This window comes from Flavobacterium anseongense (assembly GCF_021608185.1).
GTDB lineage: Bacteria > Bacteroidota > Bacteroidia > Flavobacteriales > Flavobacteriaceae > Flavobacterium > Flavobacterium anseongense.
Genome location: NZ_JAKIHN010000001.1, coordinates 497,648 through 520,085, shown reverse-complemented (window position 1 = coordinate 520,085; position 22,438 = coordinate 497,648). Strand labels below are relative to the sequence as shown.

The window sequence follows — 22,438 nt, the reverse complement described above, 5'->3', positions numbered from 1 at the left end:
TTATATAAAGTTATTCAACAGCTATCAAATGACTTTCCATTTGGCCATTTATAAATATTTTTAAAGCATATATGCCTTTGCTTAAATTTTGAACTGAAAAAGTTGCTTTATTATCTATAATTTCAACATTTGATTTAAAATATCCCATTAAATCATATAATTGACCGGAAATAATTGTTCCTGTTTCTGGTTTATTGTTTTGGTTTATTAAATCAACATAAACTAGATTATTTGATGGATTTGGATATACAGTATAGATATTTGTTTGAGATGTTCTCATGTAACTATTATCATTACAATCTAAAACTGTCATAGTATAATATCCCCAATTTGAAACCCCGCAGCTGTTAGTAACCCTAACTTTAAATGAAATTTGACCTAAATTATATGGGTTTAGATAAATTACATTTTCATTTCTAATATAACTGAAATTTTGGGTTAATTTTACAATTTCCCATTGTGAACTTGAATCGAGACCGCTTACTAAAATTGTTTTTTTGTTTTCATATGTATCACCTCCTAGACATAATGTCATAGGTTCATTGTCTGTTAAATATGGGTCAACGTTATATTCAAATTCTGCCGGATTTGGATTATTATTGTTGTTGTGGATATATGGCTTGTTAATCCAAATATGTTTGCTTATTGTTTTACCATTATTAAATACAGCAGTTACTGTTCCTTGAACTCCATTAATTGCTCTAATAGTTACAGAAGTTCCGCTTTGATTTGTGATTTGCAGATTGTCACTAATTTGCCAATTCTCTACCTGTCCCGGTAACTTGCATATGTCATCAAAATTATAAACAGTGTCTGTATCATATGAGCAAATAATATCCGGACCATCTAACACGACTCTATCTAACGGATAATTTGGTAATTGCGGATGACCTGCTAATTCTTCTAATAACCAATCAACGCATTCTTTTGTAAAAGATGTGTGTTGTGTATTTTTTGAACCACCAAAATAACTGTCAAAAGGGGTTTTTCTATTTGTTGGACATGCTAAATTATCATCTAACGGATTGTTCCAGTTTTGGTCTGGTTCCAGATGAGCAATAGCTGAAAATGTGGGGATGAAGGAATGGATTGGGTTGAACTCATGTAAAAACCATCTGCTGCCACCCAATGATTGGCTCAAACTAAATATAAAATTCGCTATACCAAAATCGTTAAAACTATTCAAAGGATAAGTTCCAGGCACTACATTTTGTGTTAAGGTTGGTCCCGCAATTTGTTGTTGTGCATCAAAAAAACCGCCGGGGACATTGTCCATAACACCTCTTTCATTTAAGTTAGTAGCAATTGTAGTTTTATCATTAAAGGCCTTTTTAAATCTGCAGATTCTTTTTGTCTCTCCTGTTTTTGGCATAAACTGACTTTCAAGTGAAGCAATATGGATATACCAAGTTACTGAGCCAATGGGTAAATTAATATGAATTCTTTGAAATCCTCTAATGTTTAATACTTTTTCGCCGGCATTGGCAAAGGTTGGTAATGGGTCGCCATTAATAGCTTGAGTTTCTTTCGATCCTGTTAGCGAGCCATTTACAACGGCTATTTTACGCAAGTTCTGTGGCCAACCACTTGATCCTGTAATACCATTACTGTTTTGTCTGTTGTAGTGTTCCTGAAACATGATATTGCCGTTGTTCGCACTCATTCCAAATGATGTGGTTTGACCATTTAACATTTCGGGTTCTGCTATATTATGGGTTGTAGTAAAAGGGTTGCTTGAAAATTGAGGATATAAAAAATTTGGGATAGTTTTATCTCTATGAAACTCTATTAACTGTTGCTGTGCCGCCGGGGATGATAATTGTTTTCTATAGAAGTCATTTGCAGCAGCACTACTGCTTTTTGCCAAACTTAGTAAGGCCTGGTCGCCTAAAGGAATATTAGCCCCTAAATGCGGACTATCTACGCTTACCCATAAATACACATTGTGTTTCCAGTCATTATCATTTGTGTCTTGAAACTTCTTTTCCATATAAGATAATGCATACCTGGAAATTTGCCCCGCCATACTGGGTGCTATAATAGCAATTTGTTTATCGCTACCATTAGTAACCAGTTGGTCTCTCACATTTTTGATTAGTTTTATTACAGACATAGCATTGCTCTCTATATAATAGGCTCCGCCATTTATAGCTACGCCTTGACCATTGTTCAGATTAGTTGTGGAATAGTTTGGAAAGTTCACGATGATAACGTCATAACCGAGTGTTCTTAATTTTGGAAGTAAATAAGTCGCATTATGATCATTATCATAATAAACCATCATATCAGTTATGGAGCGGTGACTTTCGGGGTCAAAATTGCCAAATTGATCTTTGTGTTTTGAGGCACACACAGCATCTTGTTCGCAATCGCAATCTTCTATTTTGCGTGTGTCTCCTGGGTCAAAACCGTCTATGATAATGATAGGTTTCTTTAGCAGTTTTTGAGTATTGCCATTGCTGTAATATATTCTATAATCAATTTTCGATTTTATTTTTGGGTCGCCTTCCCGGTAGCCTGTAAAGTCTATGTCGGCCTGGAAATTTGTATAATCTTGTCGCAATTGATCACTACTGCTATTGGCGCAACTTACATAATCCGCCGAATTCAAATTGATATTTCTAAAATAAATTTCTGCATTTGTAACTATATTAGAACCATCACTATAAGCTATAGTAAAGATTAATTTCTGACTCCCGCTTTTATCATATGGTATGGTAATGTTTTGTTCATTAAAATTACCTCCCACTATAATATCTTTTTTGGTGCCATTACCAAAATCTACTGTAAGTCCTTTAATGGTCTTGTCACCATTATTAAAAAAGAATTCATTTGTGAACTTGTATGTAATATCTTTTCCGTCTATTGCATCCTTAAGCGGCGCAATTACCGTGTTGTGCATCATGTAAAAAGGCGTTGTATTCGGAATTTGAACAAACTTTTTGGTAATAGTATCAAGTAACAAACCTCCTTTTAGTGGTTCTTCTTCATTGTAATTTAACACATTGAATTGGGTGTTCAGTATACCAATTGAAACAATGTTATCGTCAGTTGAGTTACTTATCTTACTGTCCAGTTCATCAAGCGAAATAAACTTTTTTGCATTGCTGGCTCTGTACATTTCAAGTAAGCTTTGTCTGAAATAATCGAAATTGGCAGTATTGGCATAACCTTCGGAATTATAATTGTAAAGGTCGGCTAACTGAAGGGTTCGTTCATAGATAATTTCGCTGGTTACAAGTGACTTATCTATGTTAGTAAGTAGAGAGTCTAAAGCTTTTGGTTGAGCCGCCTCTTCGTTTTGGGCATTTATGCTTAAAGAAATAAGCATAAACATAGCCAGAAAAAATAATTTTTTCATAATTTTGATTGCTTTTTGGTTAATAAATTAATTATTGATCATTACATCAGGGTTGCCTTTGCCGAGGCAACCTTTTTTATTTACGGAAAGTAAGTTTGCATTATTGTGCGACTATTTACATCAAATCTTCCTTTGGTTATTTCTATTTCATCATTGGGGTTGTTAATATTTCTCAATTTACAATTGAATGTTCCAGATATTATACTTCCGGTTGCTGGGCCAATGATTAAAGTGGTAATTGTAAAAGAACCTGAATTTTCATAAGAAACATATTTTTGATAAGTATCAGAACTTTTATCAAAAACAACACAGTATATATAATTGTGCGCATAGCCATCAACATCTCTCATACCATTGGATTCGTTTATTTCAAAAGTACCCGTCCCATTATTTGGTACATTGTGCATATGAAATAAAAATTTTGCACGATGAGAACTTTTATAATCTGTTATTTCTAATTCATAATAATCAAAAGAAGCTTCTGGAAATCCTCTGGACAAAATGGCTCCGGATAATGGATCAACTATACTATTATTCCCCGATCTTGGCAAAAATAGTTTACCATCTATCAAACACCCAAAAGTGTTTGCGCCGGTTTGTGTTTCTTTTGGCAAACCGTCTTCAGGATTACTGTCGCTACTGCAGGCTGTGAGTAGCATCGTTGCAATGAATATTAATGCTGTTTTTTTCATGTCATTTTATTTTTTGTTAATAATTAATTAGGGGTTGTCTTTGCCGAGGCAACCCTTTTTTATTTATGGAAAATATTTTTGTGAAAGGTTATGGCTATTAACATCAAATCTTCCATTGGTTATTTCTATTTCATCACTAGGGTTTTGAATGTTTCGTACTCTACAATTAAAAGTTCCGGAAACAATATTACCACTGCTCGCATTTATTGATAGTCTTTTTATGGATAATGTTCCTGAGTTTTCGAAGGAAACATATTGCTGATAAGAATTAGTATTTTTATCAAATATTACACAATGAAGATACGTATGATTTAAACCATCAACATTATCCATACCGTTTGATTCGTTGATTGTGTATTCTCCTATTCCGATATTAACGACATCATGCATGTGGAGTAATAGACTTCCTCTTTTAGCACTTTTATAATCAATTATTTCAAGTTCAAAGTAATCAAACACATTTGGGTAACCTCCCCATAACGTGGCTCCAGACAATGGATCGACTATGTTATTATTTCCCGATCTTGGCAGTAATAATTTACCATCTATCAAACATCCAAAAGTGTTAGCTCCTGTTTGTGTTTCTTTTGGTAAACCATCTTCGGGATTACTGTCGCTGCTACAGGCTGTGAGTAGCATCGTTGCAATGAATATTAATACTGTTTTTTTCATGTCATTATATTTTTTGTTAATTATTAATTAGAGGTTGCCTTTGCCGATGTAAACTTTTTATTTTATTGTTTTTTAATAACTATCTATTTTTAATTTTTTTAGTACTAACTATCAAAAATCATATTGTAAAATTAAAGAACAAAAAAATACTTTAGATACACTTTTAATGTACATTTTTGAGATAAAACTGATAAGTTAACCCACTAAAATTTACTTTCCTTACTTTTCTAAAAAAGCATTTTTAAATTCTACACTAAAGTTTTAAAACAAAAAAGCCCCGATTATTGGGGCTTTTTGTTTTAATTAGTTACATATAAATAACCACCGTTGACTTCTGTGCGGTATTGTTTCATTGGATATTGTTGTCCCGGAGATTGTCCCGAAAACAGATTATAAGTCGTATTGTCGCAACTACATCTGGCTTCAATACCTGTAATAGTCATAGGTGATGAGCATGTATTGTAAGGCTGATTCGGACAGGCTAAATCATAAGCAACAAAATAACCGCCGGCATTAAAAACTACAACTCCTCTTGCGCCCGAACCCGGAGAATAATCTACAATATGATTGCTCGCGAATTGTAAATTGCTATAAGCAGGCAGACTCAAATTGAGGATTAAATTCACCTGATAATTTGGGATATTTGGATTGTTATTATTGACAGTTCCACCATCACAACCGATAATAAGTAGGGAGAATATCAATAGAACTAAAATCTTCTTCATATTAAAATTATTTGAAATACATAGCGTAACAAATTTAAATTAATTAACTTTGACAAGCGTTAAAAAAACGCCAACAATTTTGAAATAAATTTAAAATAATATCTTTGCAAGATGAAATCCCGTTGCGATGGGATTTTTTCTATTTATATAAAAGAGGGAAATCATGAGTACAGTATCATATTACACAGCAGAAGGATTAAAAAAATTAAGAGAAGAATTAGATCAATTAAAAAATATAGAAAGACCTAAAGCTTCACAAGCAATAGCAGAAGCAAGAGATAAAGGAGACTTGTCTGAAAACGCAGAATATGACGCTGCAAAAGAAGCGCAGGGAATGTTAGAAATGAGAATTGCCAAGTTAGAAGAAGTACATTCCAACGCTCGATTGATAGACGAATCGCATCTTGATGTTTCAAAAGTTTTGGTTTTATCTAAAGTAAAAATCAAAAACCAAGCGAACGGAATGGAGTTGAAATATACTTTAGTTGCCGAAAGCGAAGCCGATTTAAAATCAGGAAAAATTTCGGTTACCTCACCAATTGGTAAAGGATTATTAGGAAAATCGGTTGGCCAAATTGCTGAAATTACGGTTCCAAACGGGAAATTAAACTTTGAAGTTCTTGAGATTTCGAGAGACTAAATTCAGTATTCAGTAATCAGTTTTTAGTGTTCGGTAAAAAAGAATGAGTTCAATATTCACCAAAATAGTAAACGGAGAAATACCTTGTTATAAAATAGCAGAGGACGAAAACTATTTGGCTTTTTTAGATGTAAATCCAAATGCGAAAGGTCACACGCTTTGTATCCCGAAACAAGAAATTGACAAGATTTTTGATATGGATGAAGAGTTGTATCTGGGCTTAATGAATTTTTCCAGAAAAGTAGCCAAAGCTGTTGAGAAAACAGTAAAATGCAAGCGAATAGGTCTTGCAGTTGTTGGATTAGAAGTGCCACACACTCACGTGCATTTGATTCCGTTACACGATATGGATGATATGCGTTTTCAAAGAAAAGTGTCATTAACCAAAGAAGAGTTTGAACAATTGGCTTTCGATATTCGGGCTAATTTGTAATCAACATTCACATAAAAATAAGAGAACCCTGCGACTTTTTAAATTTTGGCAGGGTTTTTTATAGGTACAAATCATGAAAAATATTTTAATCTTTATACTGTTCTTCCTGACCCATATTTTGATTGGACAAACTACTCCAAACTATGCTTACGTTGACAGCAGAATGGCAATAGTTCCTGAAAATTTAACTACTACCACATCCGACATTGCAACGTATATTAATTCAAATTTCACCAGTCAGGATGAAAAAATAAGAGCTGTTTATTATTGGATAACATTAAATATAAGTTATGATGTTCCGAATATGTATGCGCCAAATAATCTGGATTCACCAGAAGTAAAAATAGCCTACACTTTAAAAAACCGAAAAGGAGTTTGTATTCATTATGCTGAAGTCTTCAATGAGATTGCCAATAAAGTTGGTGTCAAAACCTATATTATTGGGGGATATACAAAGCAACTTAACGAGGTCGCAAGTATATCTCATGCGTGGAATATTTCACAAATTGAAGGTAAATGGTTTTTGTTTGATGCAACCTGGGGCGCGGGATCTATCGTGGGGAAAAATTTTGTTAAGAAACAAAACAATATTTATTTCAAAACAAGTCCGGACAAAATGATTGTCAATCATATGCCTTTTGATTACTTATGGCAACTTTTGAATGAACCTTTGGCCAATGCTGAATTTATAAGTGGAAAGCCTGACTCTACAAAGCCTAAAATGAATTTTGATTATAATGCAGAAATTGAAAGATATGAAAAAATATCTGATGCTGAGAAGGCTTTTGAAGCTTCGAAAAGAATAGAGAAAAACGGACTTTTAAATAACGTGATTCAGGAGTATTACAATATGAAAAAGAAAGAGTTCACCGTTATAAACCAAAATAAAAGTGTCGAAAAACTGATTGAAATTACAGCTAATTTTAATGCGGCAATAAGTGATCTTAACGATTTTATAATGTTCAGAAACAAAAGATTTAAACCAACTCAATCCGACGAGACATTAAAAAAAATGATGCAGGATGTAAGGGATAAAATGAACAAATGCCAAGAAGATGTTTATAAGGTTGGTTCAGTAAGTCCGGAAAACGCTAAGAATTTGAACAGCTTGAAAAGGGCAATTTTAGATGGATTAGAAAAAACCAAAGAAAGTGAAGATTTCCTTAAAGAGTATTTAAGTAAAGGATCATTAGGAAGAAAATTGATGTTCACGAACTTGAAATAGTTATCCTTTTTTAAAGGAAATTTGTATTGTAGTTCCTTTTCCGATTTCAGAATGCAGTACTTTTATTTTTCCTTTGTGGTATTCTTCAACGATGCGTTTGGTCAGAGACAAACCTAATCCCCAACCTCGTTTTTTTGTAGTAAACCCCGGTTCAAAAATACGTTTGAATTGGTTTTTCGGAATACCATTTCCAGTATCCGTAACCAATATTTTAACTAAGTTATTTTCGCTTTCAATCACTACCGATATTTTGCCTTTGCCTTTCATAGCATCAATAGAATTCTTGACTAAATTTTCAACGGTCCAACTATGAAGTGCCGGATTTAAAGAAACCATAATAGATTTTTTTGGTGCTTTAAAGGAAAATTCCACTTGTTTTGAAAACCGCGATTTCAGATAATCAAAAGACTGTTCTGTTTCTTCGATAATATTCAGGCGTTTTAAGACAGGCTCAGAGCCAATTTTTGAAAATCTATCCGTGATGGTCTGCAATCGGTTGATGTCTTTTTCAATTTCGGCAATAGTTGTTTCATCTACATTATCGGCTTTCATTATTTCCAACCAACCAATTAAGGAGGATAATGGCGTCCCAATTTGGTGAGCTGTTTCTTTTGCCATTCCGGCCCAGAGTTTGTTCTGGGTTGCCATTTTCGTACTTCGGTAAAAGTTGTAAACCAAAGCGCCAAAAAGGAAAATAATCAATAATAAAGCAATTGGATAATATTTTAATTTATTGAGTAATGATGAATTACCATAGTATAAATGCTGCACCTGATTGGGACCAATTCGAATTATAATCGGGTCATTTTGTTTTTTTAGTTTTTCCCAAAAATCAGCCAGTTTAGTCTTGTCCTTTATAATACTCTCATCAATATTGGCAGTATTGATAATGTTATTGTTTTCGGTTAAGATGATAGGAATCGTTTTGTTGTTACTAATCACTTGTCTGGGAAGTTCTACATCATCCTGCAAAGGATCGGCGTTAAGCAAAGTCTTTAAACTTTCTGCCCAAACTTCCATTTTGACACGTTCGTCATTTTTAAAGATTTGAAAAAAAGAGTAGGTATTCCACAATATTAAAACCACAATGACAAATGAAGCCATTATGATAATCCAACGGGTAAGGTTTCGTTTTTCAGAAAACTGCATTGACAAATTTTTTATAAATATAATTAAAAGTATTAAAGAGTAAACTTATTACATTTGTAAAAAACAGCAAAACACGATGCTCAGTTTCGAACCACACACACTTTCTCCGGCGCAATTGCAAGGCTATTTGCAAAGTGCGGTAGCACCAAGACCAATTGCTTTTGCGAGTACTATAGACAAGAATGGAAAGCCCAATCTGTCACCTTTCAGTTTCTTTAATGTGTTTAGTTCTAATCCACCAATTTTGGTTTTTTCGCCGGCACGACGCGTTAGAAACAATACAACCAAACATACACTCGAAAATTGTCAGGCAACCAGAGAAGTAGTCATAAATGTGGTGAATTATGATATAGTACAACAAGCATCATTATCGAGTACCGAATATCCTGATGGTGTAAATGAATTTCTGAAATCGGGTTTAACAATGTTGCCTTCGGATATGGTAAAGCCTTATCGTGTGGCTGAAAGTCCGGTGCAGTTAGAATGCAAAGTCAATGAAATTATTGCTCTCGGAAATCAAGGCGGAGCAGGAAATTTGATTATTTGCGAAGTCGTTAAAATTCACATCAATGAAAACATTCTTGATGATAAAAATATGATTGACCAAAGTAAAATTGATTTGGTTTCCCGTCTGGGCGGAAATTGGTATTCGCGTTCCAATCAAGGTTTGTTTGAAGTCGAAAAACCCTTGACAACACTGGGAATCGGAGTAGACGCGATTCCGGATTTCATCAAAAAAAGTCCTGTTTTTGACGGGAATGATTTGGGCAAATTAGGTAACGTAGAAGCATTGCCAACACAAGAAGAAATTACTATATTTGTAAAGCAAAATTTTGCAGTTAAAGGTGTTTTGAGTTCGGATGATGAAATGAAAATCCACCAAAAAGCAAAAGAATATCTGAATAATAATGACGCGCTTTCGGCTTGGAAAGTGCTTTTAGCAAAACAATAATTATGGAAGTTACAGGAAAAATTAAGGTAATCAATGCAGAGCAACAAGTTTCTGCTTCATTCAAAAAAAGAGAATTGGTTGTGGCGACAGAAGAGCAATATCCACAATTTATCAGCATCAACTTTGTGCAGGACAAATGCGATTTGTTGAATAATTATAATGTGGGTGATGCCGTAAAAGTGTCAATCAATTTAAGAGGAAGAGAATGGACAAACCCTCAAGGCGAAACCAAATACTTCAATGATATTCAAGGCTGGAGAATTGAAAAACTGCAAACGGAAGCGCCAACTGCCCAGATGGCTCCAATGCCACCGGCTGAAGCATTTGCACCGGCAACTAACTTCAATGAAGAAGAGCACGATGATTTACCATTTTAATCTTTGATTAAAAGGTAAATCAAAATTTCAAATACGAAATTTCAAATTCCAAATAAGTTTCAAAATTCAATTTTCTAAACTCAGTGTTTTGAATTTGAATTTTGGGTTTTTTTGGAATTTGTTTTTTATTTGGTTCTTGTAATTTTAAATTTGGAATTTTAACATATGTATTTTCTGTCCAAAGAATTATATTTTCCGCCAGTTGATGAAGCTTCGATAGAAGGTGTTCTTGCTATTGGTGGCGATTTATCCGTCGATAGATTATTGCTTGCTTATCGCAATGGAATTTTTCCTTGGTTTAATGAAGATGAACCCATATTGTGGTGGTCTCCGCCGGAAAGAATGGTGGTTGCTCCGTCTATTTATAAAGTTTCGAAAAGCATTCGGAATCTCCTCAATCAAAATAAATTTCAGGTTACTTTTAATCAAAACTTCAGGGGAGTAATTCTCGGCTGTCAGCAAATTGAACGCCCAGGTCAGGAAGGGACGTGGCTTTCAGATGATTTTGTAGAATCTTATTCCAAACTCCATGAAATGGGAATCGCAAAATCGGTTGAGGTTTGGCAAAATGAGGAATTGGTTGGCGGTTTATACGGTGTTGATTTGGGACATATTTTCTGCGGCGAAAGTATGTTCTCCAAAGTACCGAATGCTAGTAAGATTGCGTTTGTAACTTTGATTCAATATCTAAAAGAAAACAATTATAAACTTTTGGATTGCCAGGTTCATAATGATCATTTGGAAAAACTTGGCGCTTTTGAAGTTTCGAGAGATACGTTTATGAAGGTATTGAAATCTGAAGAAATCACTTTCGCTTCCAACAATCTGAAACATGGTCATTAACCATCCCCGTTGCCTGCATGTGAGCATATACAACTGTTGACCCAACAAATTTAAATCCCCTTTTTTTTAAATCTTTGCTAATTTCATCCGAAAGAGGTGTCGTAGCTTTTATATCGCTCATTTTTTTGATGTTATTATTAATAGGTTTTCCGCCGGTAAAACCCCAAATATATTTTGAGAAACTTCCAAATTCCTTTTGCACTTCCATAAATGCAACAGCATTAGAAATCGTCCCTTTTATCTTTAATCCGTTGCGAATAATTCCGGAATCCAGCATCAATTGTTCGATTTCTTTTTCTCCGTATTGAGCTATTTTTTTGTAGTCAAATTGGTCAAATGCTTTACGGAAATTTTCTCTTTTTTTCAAGATCGTATACCAACTCAATCCGGCCTGAAAAGTTTCCAAAACCAAAAATTCAAACAGTTTATCATCGTCATAAACCGGATTTCCCCATTCGTTATCGTGGTAATCGCGGTATAAATCATCTTTTTCGCACCAGGCACAGCGTATTTTATTTTCCATCTTTAGCAATATATTTATCAATTAAATTATGTCCCAAATAAATCATTGGTGTCATCAAAACTGCTATGGCAAGTTTAACGGAGTAACCTGTCATCGCTGAAAGGAAAAAGGTTTTAGTATCCATAATTCCGGGTAGCCAAAAAGCAATTCCAAGAACAATAAAGCTGTCAAATAATTGTGAAATCACTGTTGAGCCTGTACTTCGAAGCCAAATCATTTTTTGCCCGGTCTTTCTTTTGAAAAAATGAAAAATGGTAACATCTATTAATTGCGAAATCAAAAAGGCAGTAATGCTTCCCACAATAATTAATTGACTTTGCCCAAAAACAGCATTAAACTGCGAGGTTGAAACTGTGCTAATTCCTGATGATGGAATTTTCATCGCAAAAAATAAAACGATAAAAGTATAGGCAATCAAGCAAGCTGTGATTATCGAAAGTTTTCGAACTCCTTTTTCGCCAAAATATTCGTTGATTAAATCGGTAGTAACAAATACAACAGGCCAAGGCAAAATACCAATACTCATTACTGCCGGACCAACATCAATCAGTTTACCGCCAATTAGTTCCGCCACGACAGCATTAGTAATAAATATTCCGGCAAGAATAACATAGACAATGTCTTTTCTGGATTGAAACATAGGGATGTATTTTTCTCAAATTTATACAATTTTGGTTAATGATTATGAAGTAGTGAGATGAATTGATTTTTCATTACTTTTGGTGAAAACAAACAAACAAATAATGAAAAAAATAATTTTAACATTGATTATGATTGCCCCAACAGTTATGGTAAATGCACAAACAAACCAAAATTCTTTTCTAAATGAATGGAAAGGACCTTACGGAGGTGTTCCTGCATTTACAGATTACAAACTACAGGATTTAAAACCAGCGCTTGAATTTGCCATTCAGGAGAAACTGAATGAGATTGCTAAAATTGCCAATAATCCTAAGCCGGCAACTTTTACTAATACCATTGTCGCCTTAGAAAAAGCTGGAAAAAGATATAGTCAGATTTATGCTGTTTTTGGGATTTACAGTTCCAACATGAACAGTCCGGAATTTGAGCCTATCGAAACCGAAATGACACCTAAGATTTATAATCTTGGTAATAAAATTTATCAAAATGCGAAGTTGTTTGCTCGAATTTCTAAAGTGTATAATGCACCATCAACCAAAAAATTAACCAAAGAACAACAACGATTGGTTTGGTTGTATTATTCTAATTTTGTTCGCGAAGGTGCTAAAGCAGACGCAAAAGCAAAAGCAAGAATTGCAGCAATCAATCAGGAATTGGCTAGTTTGTTTACCAAGTTTAGTCAAAATCAATTGGCAGACGAAAGCAATTATTATTTAGAGCTAAAAACTGAAGCTGATTTTGAAGGTTTGCCGGATGAATTAAAAAATGCGGCAATAGCTGATGCCAAAGACAGAAAACTAAACGTGATGGGTTGCATTGCCAACACACGTTCTTCTATTGAGCCATTTTTGACGTTTTCGAATCGTAGGGATTTAAGACAAAAAGCGTTTCAGATATTTACCAGTCGTGGAGATAATGACAACGCCAATAATAACAATGCTACCTTAGTTCAAATTTTAAAACTGCGTGCAGAAAAAGCCAAACTGTTAGGGTTTAAAACCTTTGCTGATTGGAGTTTGTCAAACACCATGGCGCAGAAACCTCAAAAAACTTTAGATTTAATGATGTCAGTTTGGACACCGGCAGTTGAAAAAGTACATGCTGATGTTGCTGATATGCAGAAAATGGTCGATGCCGAAGGAGGAAATTTTAAAATTGCTGCTTGGGATTATCGTTACTATTCAGAAAAAGTCAGAAAAGCAAAATACGATTTAGACCAAAATGATTTAAAACCGTATTTGCAATTGGAGAAATTACGTGAAGGAATGTTTTGGGTTGCAGGAGAAATTTTTCATTTAGGATTCAGACAAGTAACTAATGTTCCCGTTTTTCATCCTGATGTTAGAGTTTGGGAAGTCTTTAATAAAAACACAGGGAAAACAGTTGGTCTTTGGTACTTTGACCCTTATGCGCGTAAAGGAAAACGTTCAGGCGCATGGATGAATGCTACGAGAGAACAAAGCAGGGTGAATGGCGACGTGATTACCATAGTGTCAAACAACTGTAATTATATTAAAGGGAACGATAGTGAACCAGTATTAATTTCATGGGATGATGCCAGTACACTATTTCATGAATTTGGACATGCTTTACACGGTTTGAATTCGAATGTAACTTATCCAAGTTTATCAGGAACTAATACCCCGAGAGATTATGTAGAATTTCCGTCACAAGTTATGGAACGTTGGTTAGCGACACCACAGGTGTTGAATCAGTTTGCATTGCATTATAAAACAGGCGAACCAATGCCAATGTCTTTGGTAGAAAGAAATGAAAAAGCAGCAACTTTTAACGAAGCGTTTTCAACGGTAGAAACGATTGCTAGTGCTTTGGTTGATATGAAATTACACTTGTTAGAAAATCCGGATATTAATCCAAAACAATTTGAAAAAGAAACTTTAGATGCTTTAAAAATGCCAAAAGAAATCGTGATGCGTCATCGTATTCCACAGTTTGGACATATCTTTTCTGACGATGCTTATGCCGCAGGTTATTATGGTTATTTGTGGGCAGATGCTATTAGTGCTGATGCGACGGAAGCCTTTACAGAAACCAAAGACGGTTTGTATGACAAAGCAGTAGCGAAACGATTATATGATTATGTTTTCAGCATAGGAAATACGATTGATCCGGCAATTGCGTATAAAAAATTCAGAGGCAGAGATGTGAATACCGATGCTTTAATGAGAGCAAGAGGATTTGAAGTTCAGAAGAAATAATAATTAAAAAAAAACCCGATTCATTTGAATCGGGTTTTTTTATCAATGTTTACATCGGTAAGCGGGAAACTAATTTTTTACAATTTTTTTGGTAATTATTCGCTTAGGACTTTTTACCTTAACTAAATAAAATCCGCTTATCAGATTACTTGTATTTATTATATTTTCAGATAGTTCCAACGGAATACTTTGCAATAATTGACCTTGCAAATTGTATATTTCTACTGTCGTATTCTGGTATTCATTTGTTTCTATAATCAGCTGTTCACTAAAGGGATTTGGATAAACAGAAATTGAATTTTCCAAAGTCGTGTTATTTATCCCTAATGACACGCTGCATAAACTTGTCACTTGTATCGCAGTATTCCTGTTTACATTGGTTCCGTCACCTAATTGACCATTGTTGTTCAATCCTGTCGCCCAAACTGTGCCGTCACTTTTCAGGAAAAAAGAATTATCCCATCCTGCAACTACTTCGATAATATCGGACAGACCAGTTACCTGAATCGGCGTTCTTTTGTTGACGGTAGTTCCATCTCCAAGTTGTCCTGACCAATTTGCCCCTACAGCCCAAACGGTATTGTCATTCTTTAAGAAAACGGCATGGCTTCGACCAGCTGAGATTGATGTAATTCCCGATAATCCAACTACCTGTACCGCATTCGGTCTGCCAAGAGTAGTTCCATCTCCGAGTTGCCCACTATCATTTCTTCCTGCAGACCAGACTGTTCCATCAGACTTTAGGAAAAGAGAATAAAAGTAACCTGCCGATACCGAACTAATTCCGCTAACTCCAGGAACCTGCCCGATAGTGCTTGTAGTTTCGTAGGTTCCATTTCCCAGTTGACCAAATTGATTATTGCCAACTCCCCAAACGGTTCCGTCATTTTTAAGAAAGAGAGTATGATAATAAGCTGACACTTCGGTAATTCCTGTTAATCCCAGTGCTTGAACTGGACTGCTCCTGTTTACAGTTGTTCCATCACCGAGATTTCCGGCTGCATTATTGCCAACTCCCCAAACAGTACCATCACTTTTAAGGAAAAGAGAAGAGTAATATCCAGAAGCAATTTTTTCAATCCCTGTGAGTCCAATTACTTGTATAGGAATGTTTTTGTTAACAGTGGTTCCATCTCCAAGTTGACCACTGACATTATATCCAACTGACCAAACTGTCCCATCGTTCTTTAAGAATAATGAATGCTCTCCAACAGCGGCAACCTTGGTAATTCCTGAAAGAGTGCTTACCGGTCCTGGGGTATAAATACCAAAACCAGTTCCATTGCCAAGCTGTCCGAATTCATTTTTTCCAACAGATTGCACTGTTCCACTCGAGCAAAGAAAAAGGGAGTGATACCCTCCACTAGCTAAGGATTGTGCGTTTGTAACATTAATTAATCCATTAAAACAAAAGAGAATTGCAACTGTTATTGAATTGAATAGATGTTTTTTCATATTGCTTTAAAGATTAATTAAAAATAGGCGGATCTATTTTTGTTTATACCCGGCTGTTTGTCAATATTTTATAATAACAAATATAATAAAAGCATTCTTACATTCATTGTTAAAAACAAAAAACCCGAGCCATTTCGCTCGGGTTTCTTTATAAGAGATTCTGAAACAAGTTCAGAATGAATTATCCTAAAGCAACTCTTTTGAAACCAGTTACAGTCAAACCTGCATCAACAGTTTTAATGTAAGCAGCTACGCTCATTGAGCTATCTTTGATATAATCTTGGTTTACCAAAGTATTGTCTTTAAAGAAACGCCCTAATTTACCTTTAGCGATGTTTTCGATCATTGCTTCCGGTTTTCCTTCCTGACGTAATAAATCTTTAGCGATTTCGATTTCTTTGGCGATAACGTCTGCATCAACTCCGGCTTCATCTAAAGCAATTGGTGACATAGCAGCAGCCTGCATAGCTACGTTTTTAGCAGCTTCGTCAGCTCCGGCAACGTTAGCAGAAAGTGCTACAAGAACAGCAATTTTTCCAGAGTGAACATAAGAACCAACGAAAGCACCATTCAATTTTTCGAAAGAGGCGATTTCAATTTTTTCTCCGATTACACCAGTTTGCTCGATTAATTTTTCGGCAACAGTGATTCCGTTAAAGTCAGAAGCTAAAAATGCTTCTTTAGTATCATAGTTTAATGCTTGGTTAGCGAAATCGGTAGCCAATTTTACGAAACCTTCATTTTTCCCAACGAAGTCAGTTTCGCAGTTTAATGTTAAAACAACACCAGAAGTTTTGTCAGCATTAACAGCAGCGATTGCAGCTCCTTCAGTAGATTCTCTGTCTGAACGGTTTGCAGCCACTTTTTGACCTTTTTTTCTAAGGTTTTCGATTGCTAAATCAAAATCTCCTTCAGCTTCTACTAAAGCTTTTTTACAGTCCATCATTCCTGCACCGGTAATCGTTCTTAGTTTGTTTACGTCTGCAGCAGTAATTGTGATTGTTGACATAATATTATATTTTTTTAAAGTTCAAATAATTTGTAAAAAGACAAATTCCAAAGTTAAAATCCCAAATTCCAATTTTAAAAATCATCAATTAATGACAATTATTGGAATTTGGAATTTCTTTTTTTGGAATTTTGTTTTATTTACTCTTCAGTTTCTGTTTCAGTAGCTTCAGCTTCTACTTCAGGAGCAGCTTCTACTTCTACAACTGCTTCTACTTCAGGAGCAGCTTCAACAGCTACTACTTCTTCTTCAGCTTCGGGAGTGTCAACTTCTTCTTTGTCAGAAGTTCTGTTGTTCAATCCGTCGATAACTGCAGCAGTTACTAAAGATAAAATTTTATCAATTGATTTTGAAGCATCATCATTGGCTGGGATAACGTAATCTACTTCACGTGGATCAGAGTTAGTATCAACCATTGCAAAAACTGGAATGTTTAATTTTTGTGCTTCTTTGATTGCGATGTGTTCCGCCTTGATATCCACTACAAATAATGCAGCTGGAAGTCTTGACATATCAGCGATAGAACCTAAGTTCTTCTCTAATTTTGCACGAAGACGATCTACTTGAAGACGCTCTTTTTTAGACAAAGTCATAAAAGTTCCGTCTTTCTTCATTTTATCAATAGTAGCCATTTTTTTAACGGCTTTACGGATAGTAACGAAGTTGGTTAACATACCACCTGGCCATCTTTCAGTGATGTACGGCATGTTACAAGCAACTGCTTTGTCAGCAACGATGTCTTTTGCTTGTTTTTTGGTAGCTACGAAAAGTATTTTTCTACCTGATGCTGCGATTTTTTTCAAAGCTTCGTTAGCTTCTTCAATTTTTGCAGCAGTTTTATATAGGTTGATAATGTGAATTCCATTACGCTCCATATAAATGTAAGGAGCCATGTTTGGATCCCACTTACGAGTCATGTGTCCGAAGTGAACACCTGCTTCTAATAAATCTTTAACTTCAATTTTGTTTGCCATTGTGTAATAGTTTACGTTCCGTTTGATTAGCAATGCGTCACCTTTTTCGCTTAATGAATTAAGACTTTGGACTGCATTTCGATGCTAAACTAATTCCCTTTTTAATTAAGGAATATCGACAACTGTGTTTTAAATTCTAATTTGGTATGCTGAATTAATTTCAGCATCTGTTTGTAATAATTCGAGTAATCTTGAAAAGATACTGAAACAAGTTCAGTATTAACGTTTAGAGAATTGGAATCTCTTACGTGCTTTTTTCTGACCGAATTTTTTACGTTCTACCATTCTAGGATCTCTTGTTAGTAATCCTTCTGGTTTAAGGATGCTTCTGTTTTCAGCTTCCACTTCACACATTGCTCTTGCAATTGCCATTCTCACAGCTTCTGCCTGCCCTGTAGAACCACCACCATATACATTTACTTTTACGTCAAAGTTCTCTGCATTGTTTGTCATAGACATTGGTTGCAATACTTTGTACTGTAAAGTAGCTGTTGGGAAGTAGTTGTTAAATTCTCTTTTGTTTACGGTAATCTTTCCAGTTCCTTCTGAAACATAAACACGTGCTACTGCACATTTTCTTCTACCGATTTTGTGAATAACTCCCATTATTTAAGATCGTTAAGGTTAACTGTTTTAGGTTTTTGAGCAGCGTATTTGTGCTCTGTACCTACAACAACATTTAAATTTCTGAAAAGTTCAGCACCTAATTTATTTTTAGGTAACATTCCTTTAACAGCTTTTTCTACTAGTAATGCAGGATTCTTTTGTTGCATAACTTTAGCAGTCAAACTTCTTTGTCCTCCAGGGTAACCTGTGTGACGAATGTAAGTCTTGTCGTCAAGTTTGTTACCTGTAAGGTTGATTTTCTCTGCGTTGATAACAATTACGTTATCTCCACAGTCGACGTGAGGTGTGTAACTTGGCTTGTATTTACCTCTTAAAAGCATCGCAACTTTTGAAGCAAAACGACCTAAGTTATGACCATCAGCATCTACAATGATCCACTCTTTTTGAGCAGTGGTCTTGGTTGTAGATTGTGTCTTGTAGCTTAATGCGTCCATAATTTTATTTTAATTAAACATTCCATTCCCAATAAAGGGAGTGCAAAAGTACAATTATTTATTAATAAAGCAAATAGCATTTTTTAAATATTTTTATAAAATGCGATTTTTTATGTAAAATCCTTTTAATGAATGGACTTAACAAGCAAAAAAGAATTGAATCATCGAAAAAAAAACATTGTATTTCTTATATTTTTTGGCCAACTTTAGCTCATCATTATTATGTAGCAGAATAAATTTCACTATTTTTACATCTTAAGAAAACAAAAATGAGATCGAAAGCCACATTAAAACAAATTGCAAAAGAATTAGGAGTTTCTGTTTCCACTGTTTCTAAAGCATTAAATGGAAGCCCTGAAATAAGTGAACCAACAAAGCAACGTGTTCAGGAATATGCCAAGTTGAAAAACTACAAGCCTAATGTTATTGGGCTAAACTTAAAAAACAGAAGAACAAAAACCATAGGAGTTGTTATTCCTAATATATTGAATTCCTTTTTTGCCAAAGTTTTTACCGGAATTGAAAAAGTGGCCGACGAAAAAGGATACAAGGTTATTACCTGCATATCCAATGAAAGTCTTGAAAAAGAAATTAACATACTCGAAATGTTAAGCAACGGAACTATAGACGGTTTTATTCTTTCAATTTCAAAAGAAGCCCAAAAATTACAGCAATTTGATCATTTTAAGGCAATCATTAATGATGGAACACCAATGGTAATGTTTGATCGTATTGCCGATGAAGTACAATGTGATAAGGTAATTGTTGACGATTATGAAAGCGCCATCAATGCTACAAATCATTTAATAGATACCGGATGTAAAAATATTGCCCTTTTTACCACAATTAAACAGTTAAGTGTTGCTAATCTGCGTGCCCAGGGTTTTTATAAAGCATTTGAACAAAAAGGATTAAAGGTTAATGAGAAACTAATAATTCAGACAGATAATATTGATGAGTTTGATATCTTGGTTAAAGATTTTTTTGATAAAAATGAGGTTGATGCTGTTTTTGGTTTAGATGAACATGCAGCGACAATTGCTATGAAAATGGGATTAAAAAAGGGGATGAAAATCCCTGAAGAACTCTCTGTAATTGGTTTTGCTGATGGAGTTTGGTCACGCCGAATGACTCCAAGTTTATCAACGGTTAGCCAGCACGGTCCGGAAATAGGTGAAGTAGCAACGCAGCTACTAATAGATAAATTAGAAAGAAATGAAGAAGCACCGGTTTTTTCAACCACAACAGTTAAAACCGAATTGCGTCAAAGAGATTCTACAAAGAAACTACCTTAAATATATAATTGGTTTCGACCAATTCTTTCTTCTCTAATACCACTTCAAAAGTCAGAGCTTTTTTTAATCCTATGGCTTTTATTTTTTCTACATCACAATCCTGTGACAAAATCATATAACAATTAGCTGTTGCCAAATAACTAGGTAGTTGAACAAATAGTTTTTCAAAATATTCAAAGTTTTCACCACAAAACCAAGCCTGCTCTTTTATGTTTTTTGGTTTTTTCGGATAATACGGTGGATTGATAATGATATAATCAAAAGATTGATTTTTCAGCTTGTCAAACAAATCAGAATGAACTATTTTCAGTTGCAATTTATTCTTTGAAGCATTGGTTGCTAAATAATCCAAAGCGATTTGATTAATATCAGATGAAGTTACATCAGCTCCTTTTTTTGCTGCCAAAAGCGAAATGATTCCACTGCCGCAACCTAGTTCCAGAAAAGTTTTTTGTTTTAAATCTAAATCATTGATAAAATCCAGCAGAATTTTTGTGCTGAATGTCATTTGTGGCGGAAAAACTTCGGGATGTACTTTAATGCTAATGTTGTCGTAGCAAAAAGTTCTCGGTTTCCAATAGTACAATCGTAAACCAAGTTTCAAAAAAGGATGCGATATTTTCTTTAAAAATGCTCTCATTATTCGGAGTAGAAGCCTTCAATTTCAGGTTGTCTGTATTTCCAAAGCTTATGCAATGCTTTAATTTCATATGGATAATTATAAACTCCGGTTTTATAACGCCAACTTGCGACTGTTGTCAAAACGGTTCTTTTAAAACCTCGAACCCTAAAATCAGAAACCGTTGGATAATAACCATTCAATACCGTTTCAAAATTTTTAATTGTGTCAATCATATAAGGTTTCAACCAAGGGGTCAGCGGGTTTTTTCGTAAATCGAAGTTTTCCCAACTCGGCGAAATCCAGTCTTCCAAATGTTTAGGAAATGAGAAACCGGCATCGAGAATTTGTTTGTATAAGTCGGAACCTTCTGTTGGTACCGGACTAAAAAGATAAATGATGATTTCCGCATTCGGATTGATGACTTTTATTTCTTTGATGAAATTGATGTCCCACAAAATTTGATCATAGACTTCTTTCTCAGTTTTGGCTGGCATCCCAAGGACAAAAGACAGTTCCGGAATGATATCGGCTTTTTTCATCCGTAAGACAAAATCTTTAATCATTTGTCCGGTTTGCGTTCCGCCTTTGTTCATTTGTTTTAATACGGCATCATTTCCGGTTTCAGCACCCAGAAAAATCATTTTACAACCTGCTTTCCGCATTAGTTTTAGTTCATCATCACTATACATATTAATAGTATCGATGCGGCCTTCGCCCCAATAACTGATGCCATCATTCATTATTAATTCCGAAAATTCTAAAACTCTTTTTTTGGAAGTAAAGAAATTATTGTCGTGGAATTCGACTGCGTCGATATTGTATTTGTCCTTGAAATATTTGACATCTTCATAAATTCGAGCTGCAGACATGCCTTTCCATTTGGCATTATAAATTGGAACCACTGCGCAAAACGAACATGAAAAAGGACAACCCATACTCGAATGATATGACAAGGTTTTGTTGCCCATAAAGGTTTTGGCCAAATAATTTTTGACCGGATAAAACGAATTCAAATACTCATAAGGAAACTTAGGCAGCGTATCTTGGTCGAGCAAAGCTTCGACAGCGGTTTTGATGATTTCGCCTTTATCGTTTTTATAGATTAGGTTCTTGATTAAGAAGATTTTTTCTTTTTCATTATTTTCCAAAGCTTCAATTAAAGAAGGAAAAGCAACATCTCCAGGACCGTTAATAACATAATCAACAACACCAGATTCTAAAGAAACTTTATATTGGTTGGCCGCAAAATAGCCGCCCCAAACCGTAACCGTTTCAGGAAATAATTCTTTTATTTTTTTGGTAAACGGAATCGCCTGACGCAATTGCGGACCGGGCATAACGGTTGAACCAAAGTATTTATAGTCACCCGATTTTAAATAATTTTCAATGGTTTCCCAGGGATTTTTCTCCAAATTACCATCCACAAAAACATACTCATATTTGCCATGAACAGCCGCTCCAACCTGCAAAATCGAATTGGGAATTCGATGTTTGCCGTTAGCACTTTTTGGGTTGAATAGGATGATTTTATTTACTGACATTGGAGTGAATATATAACAAATCTACTAA

Annotated in this window: 22 protein-coding genes; 8 read left to right on the top strand and 14 right to left on the bottom strand. The window is 34.8% G+C overall.

The annotated features are described in order from the left end of the window. Positions 1 to 10: 10 nt before the first annotated feature. The 4 genes from L1S35_RS02310 to L1S35_RS02295 all read right to left on the bottom strand — a co-directional run bounded on the left by L1S35_RS02310 (position 11) and on the right by L1S35_RS02295 (position 5,450). Positions 11 to 3,361, bottom strand: a complete 3,351-nt coding sequence (locus L1S35_RS02310; RefSeq protein ID WP_236396183.1) for a T9SS type A sorting domain-containing protein — start codon at positions 3,359 to 3,361, stop codon at positions 11 to 13. Between the two features lie 80 nt (positions 3,362 to 3,441). Next, positions 3,442 to 4,053, bottom strand: coding sequence for a Riean_0653 family protein (locus L1S35_RS02305; RefSeq protein ID WP_236396181.1), 612 nt, complete (start codon positions 4,051 to 4,053; stop codon positions 3,442 to 3,444). Positions 4,054 to 4,116: 63 nt separating this feature from the next. After that, positions 4,117 to 4,725, bottom strand: a complete 609-nt coding sequence (locus tag L1S35_RS02300) for a Riean_0653 family protein (RefSeq protein WP_236396179.1) — start codon at positions 4,723 to 4,725, stop codon at positions 4,117 to 4,119. A 299-nt stretch (positions 4,726 to 5,024) separates the two neighbouring features. Then, positions 5,025 to 5,450 (bottom strand): Rieske (2Fe-2S) protein, encoded by a 426-nt coding sequence (locus L1S35_RS02295; protein ID WP_236396177.1) that lies wholly within the window; start codon positions 5,448 to 5,450, stop codon positions 5,025 to 5,027. A 163-nt stretch (positions 5,451 to 5,613) separates the two neighbouring features. On the opposite strand from L1S35_RS02295, the gene greA reads away from it, so the two are divergent. The 3 genes from greA to L1S35_RS02280 all read left to right on the top strand — a co-directional run bounded on the left by greA (position 5,614) and on the right by L1S35_RS02280 (position 7,748). Beyond that, entirely contained in the window at positions 5,614 to 6,090 is a 477-nt protein-coding gene (gene greA, locus L1S35_RS02290) for a transcription elongation factor GreA (RefSeq protein WP_236396175.1), read from the top strand. Between the two features lie 43 nt (positions 6,091 to 6,133). Then, complete coding sequence (locus L1S35_RS02285) at positions 6,134 to 6,523, top strand: HIT family protein (protein WP_236396173.1); 390 nt, start codon at positions 6,134 to 6,136, stop codon at positions 6,521 to 6,523. 73 nt (positions 6,524 to 6,596) lie between these two features. Then, entirely contained in the window at positions 6,597 to 7,748 is a 1,152-nt protein-coding gene (locus tag L1S35_RS02280) for a transglutaminase domain-containing protein (RefSeq protein WP_236396171.1), read from the top strand. On the opposite strand, the gene L1S35_RS02275 is transcribed toward L1S35_RS02280, so the two are convergent. Continuing rightward, the gene (locus L1S35_RS02275) at positions 7,749 to 8,897 is read right to left on the bottom strand and encodes a sensor histidine kinase (protein WP_236396169.1); all 1,149 of its coding nucleotides are present in this window, start codon (positions 8,895 to 8,897) and stop codon (positions 7,749 to 7,751) included. 76 nt (positions 8,898 to 8,973) lie between these two features. Here L1S35_RS02275 and L1S35_RS02270 point away from each other — a divergent pair, with 76 nt between their 5' ends. The 3 genes from L1S35_RS02270 (at position 8,974) to aat (ending at position 11,069) form a co-directional block, all read left to right on the top strand. Beyond that, a complete protein-coding gene (locus tag L1S35_RS02270) occupies positions 8,974 to 9,849 on the top strand; it encodes a flavin reductase family protein (protein WP_236396167.1) in 876 nt (291 codons plus the stop codon). A 2-nt stretch (positions 9,850 to 9,851) separates the two neighbouring features. Further along, positions 9,852 to 10,226, top strand: a complete 375-nt coding sequence (locus L1S35_RS02265) for a DUF3127 domain-containing protein (RefSeq protein ID WP_236396165.1) — start codon at positions 9,852 to 9,854, stop codon at positions 10,224 to 10,226. A 165-nt stretch (positions 10,227 to 10,391) separates the two neighbouring features. Further along, positions 10,392 to 11,069 (top strand): leucyl/phenylalanyl-tRNA--protein transferase, encoded by a 678-nt coding sequence (gene aat, locus L1S35_RS02260; protein ID WP_236396163.1) that lies wholly within the window; start codon positions 10,392 to 10,394, stop codon positions 11,067 to 11,069. On the opposite strand, the gene L1S35_RS02255 is transcribed toward aat, so the two are convergent. Continuing rightward, entirely contained in the window at positions 11,032 to 11,592 is a 561-nt protein-coding gene (locus L1S35_RS02255) for a DNA-3-methyladenine glycosylase I (protein WP_236396161.1), read from the bottom strand. The genes aat and L1S35_RS02255 overlap by 38 nt on opposite strands. Next, complete coding sequence (locus L1S35_RS02250; protein WP_236396159.1) at positions 11,582 to 12,232, bottom strand: queuosine precursor transporter; 651 nt, start codon at positions 12,230 to 12,232, stop codon at positions 11,582 to 11,584. The genes L1S35_RS02255 and L1S35_RS02250 overlap by 11 nt, the downstream gene beginning before the upstream one ends. Before the next feature lie 103 nt (positions 12,233 to 12,335). Here L1S35_RS02250 and L1S35_RS02245 point away from each other — a divergent pair, with 103 nt between their 5' ends. Next, positions 12,336 to 14,453, top strand: a complete 2,118-nt coding sequence (locus L1S35_RS02245) for a M3 family metallopeptidase (RefSeq protein WP_236396158.1) — start codon at positions 12,336 to 12,338, stop codon at positions 14,451 to 14,453. A gap of 69 nt (positions 14,454 to 14,522) precedes the next feature. On the opposite strand, the gene L1S35_RS02240 is transcribed toward L1S35_RS02245, so the two are convergent. From L1S35_RS02240 to rplM, 5 genes are all read right to left on the bottom strand, one after another. After that, entirely contained in the window at positions 14,523 to 15,908 is a 1,386-nt protein-coding gene (locus tag L1S35_RS02240) for an RCC1 domain-containing protein (protein ID WP_236396156.1), read from the bottom strand. Positions 15,909 to 16,089: 181 nt separating this feature from the next. After that, positions 16,090 to 16,917 (bottom strand): translation elongation factor Ts, encoded by an 828-nt coding sequence (tsf, locus tag L1S35_RS02235; protein WP_236396154.1) that lies wholly within the window; start codon positions 16,915 to 16,917, stop codon positions 16,090 to 16,092. A 140-nt stretch (positions 16,918 to 17,057) separates the two neighbouring features. Further along, positions 17,058 to 17,891 (bottom strand): 30S ribosomal protein S2, encoded by an 834-nt coding sequence (rpsB, locus tag L1S35_RS02230; protein ID WP_236396152.1) that lies wholly within the window; start codon positions 17,889 to 17,891, stop codon positions 17,058 to 17,060. Positions 17,892 to 18,110: 219 nt separating this feature from the next. Next, entirely contained in the window at positions 18,111 to 18,497 is a 387-nt protein-coding gene (gene rpsI, locus L1S35_RS02225; RefSeq protein ID WP_236396150.1) for a 30S ribosomal protein S9, read from the bottom strand. Continuing rightward, positions 18,497 to 18,952: a 50S ribosomal protein L13 gene (gene rplM, locus L1S35_RS02220; protein ID WP_236396148.1), complete on the bottom strand. Its 456-nt coding sequence runs from the start codon at positions 18,950 to 18,952 to the stop codon at positions 18,497 to 18,499. Before rplM ends, rpsI begins: the two co-directional genes overlap by 1 nt. Before the next feature lie 269 nt (positions 18,953 to 19,221). Here rplM and L1S35_RS02215 point away from each other — a divergent pair, with 269 nt between their 5' ends. Beyond that, the gene (locus L1S35_RS02215) at positions 19,222 to 20,247 is read left to right on the top strand and encodes a LacI family DNA-binding transcriptional regulator (RefSeq protein ID WP_236396147.1); all 1,026 of its coding nucleotides are present in this window, start codon (positions 19,222 to 19,224) and stop codon (positions 20,245 to 20,247) included. On the opposite strand, the gene L1S35_RS02210 is transcribed toward L1S35_RS02215, so the two are convergent. Together L1S35_RS02210 and L1S35_RS02205 are read right to left on the bottom strand one after the other, a co-directional pair. After that, positions 20,228 to 20,887, bottom strand: coding sequence for a methyltransferase (locus tag L1S35_RS02210; RefSeq protein ID WP_236396146.1), 660 nt, complete (start codon positions 20,885 to 20,887; stop codon positions 20,228 to 20,230). The genes L1S35_RS02215 and L1S35_RS02210 overlap by 20 nt on opposite strands. Next, the gene (locus tag L1S35_RS02205; RefSeq protein WP_236396145.1) at positions 20,887 to 22,410 is read right to left on the bottom strand and encodes a B12-binding domain-containing radical SAM protein; all 1,524 of its coding nucleotides are present in this window, start codon (positions 22,408 to 22,410) and stop codon (positions 20,887 to 20,889) included. The genes L1S35_RS02210 and L1S35_RS02205 overlap by 1 nt, the downstream gene beginning before the upstream one ends. Positions 22,411 to 22,438: the final 28 nt, after the last annotated feature.

What these genes read in the sequence shown, in the direction of transcription:
- greA (WP_236396175.1), top strand. Translation starts at nt 5,614, where the DNA reads ATGAGTACAGTATCATATTACACAGCAGAAGGATTAAAAAAATTAAGA.
- L1S35_RS02305 (WP_236396181.1), bottom strand. Translation starts at nt 4,053, where the DNA reads ATGAAAAAAACAGCATTAATATTCATTGCAACGATGCTACTCACAGCC.
- tsf (WP_236396154.1), bottom strand. Translation starts at nt 16,917, where the DNA reads ATGTCAACAATCACAATTACTGCTGCAGACGTAAACAAACTAAGAACG.
- L1S35_RS02210 (WP_236396146.1), bottom strand. Translation starts at nt 20,887, where the DNA reads ATGAGAGCATTTTTAAAGAAAATATCGCATCCTTTTTTGAAACTTGGT.
- L1S35_RS02250 (WP_236396159.1), bottom strand. Translation starts at nt 12,232, where the DNA reads ATGTTTCAATCCAGAAAAGACATTGTCTATGTTATTCTTGCCGGAATA.
- rpsB (WP_236396152.1), bottom strand. Translation starts at nt 17,891, where the DNA reads ATGGCAAACAAAATTGAAGTTAAAGATTTATTAGAAGCAGGTGTTCAC.
- L1S35_RS02255 (WP_236396161.1), bottom strand. Translation starts at nt 11,592, where the DNA reads ATGGAAAATAAAATACGCTGTGCCTGGTGCGAAAAAGATGATTTATAC.
- L1S35_RS02285 (WP_236396173.1), top strand. Translation starts at nt 6,134, where the DNA reads ATGAGTTCAATATTCACCAAAATAGTAAACGGAGAAATACCTTGTTAT.
- L1S35_RS02265 (WP_236396165.1), top strand. Translation starts at nt 9,852, where the DNA reads ATGGAAGTTACAGGAAAAATTAAGGTAATCAATGCAGAGCAACAAGTT.
- rpsI (WP_236396150.1), bottom strand. Translation starts at nt 18,497, where the DNA reads ATGGGAGTTATTCACAAAATCGGTAGAAGAAAATGTGCAGTAGCACGT.
- rplM (WP_236396148.1), bottom strand. Translation starts at nt 18,952, where the DNA reads ATGGACGCATTAAGCTACAAGACACAATCTACAACCAAGACCACTGCT.
- L1S35_RS02240 (WP_236396156.1), bottom strand. Translation starts at nt 15,908, where the DNA reads ATGAAAAAACATCTATTCAATTCAATAACAGTTGCAATTCTCTTTTGT.
- L1S35_RS02245 (WP_236396158.1), top strand. Translation starts at nt 12,336, where the DNA reads ATGAAAAAAATAATTTTAACATTGATTATGATTGCCCCAACAGTTATG.
- L1S35_RS02205 (WP_236396145.1), bottom strand. Translation starts at nt 22,410, where the DNA reads ATGTCAGTAAATAAAATCATCCTATTCAACCCAAAAAGTGCTAACGGC.
- L1S35_RS02310 (WP_236396183.1), bottom strand. Translation starts at nt 3,361, where the DNA reads ATGAAAAAATTATTTTTTCTGGCTATGTTTATGCTTATTTCTTTAAGC.
- L1S35_RS02215 (WP_236396147.1), top strand. Translation starts at nt 19,222, where the DNA reads ATGAGATCGAAAGCCACATTAAAACAAATTGCAAAAGAATTAGGAGTT.
- aat (WP_236396163.1), top strand. Translation starts at nt 10,392, where the DNA reads ATGTATTTTCTGTCCAAAGAATTATATTTTCCGCCAGTTGATGAAGCT.
- L1S35_RS02270 (WP_236396167.1), top strand. Translation starts at nt 8,974, where the DNA reads ATGCTCAGTTTCGAACCACACACACTTTCTCCGGCGCAATTGCAAGGC.
- L1S35_RS02275 (WP_236396169.1), bottom strand. Translation starts at nt 8,897, where the DNA reads ATGCAGTTTTCTGAAAAACGAAACCTTACCCGTTGGATTATCATAATG.
- L1S35_RS02280 (WP_236396171.1), top strand. Translation starts at nt 6,597, where the DNA reads ATGAAAAATATTTTAATCTTTATACTGTTCTTCCTGACCCATATTTTG.
- L1S35_RS02295 (WP_236396177.1), bottom strand. Translation starts at nt 5,450, where the DNA reads ATGAAGAAGATTTTAGTTCTATTGATATTCTCCCTACTTATTATCGGT.
- L1S35_RS02300 (WP_236396179.1), bottom strand. Translation starts at nt 4,725, where the DNA reads ATGAAAAAAACAGTATTAATATTCATTGCAACGATGCTACTCACAGCC.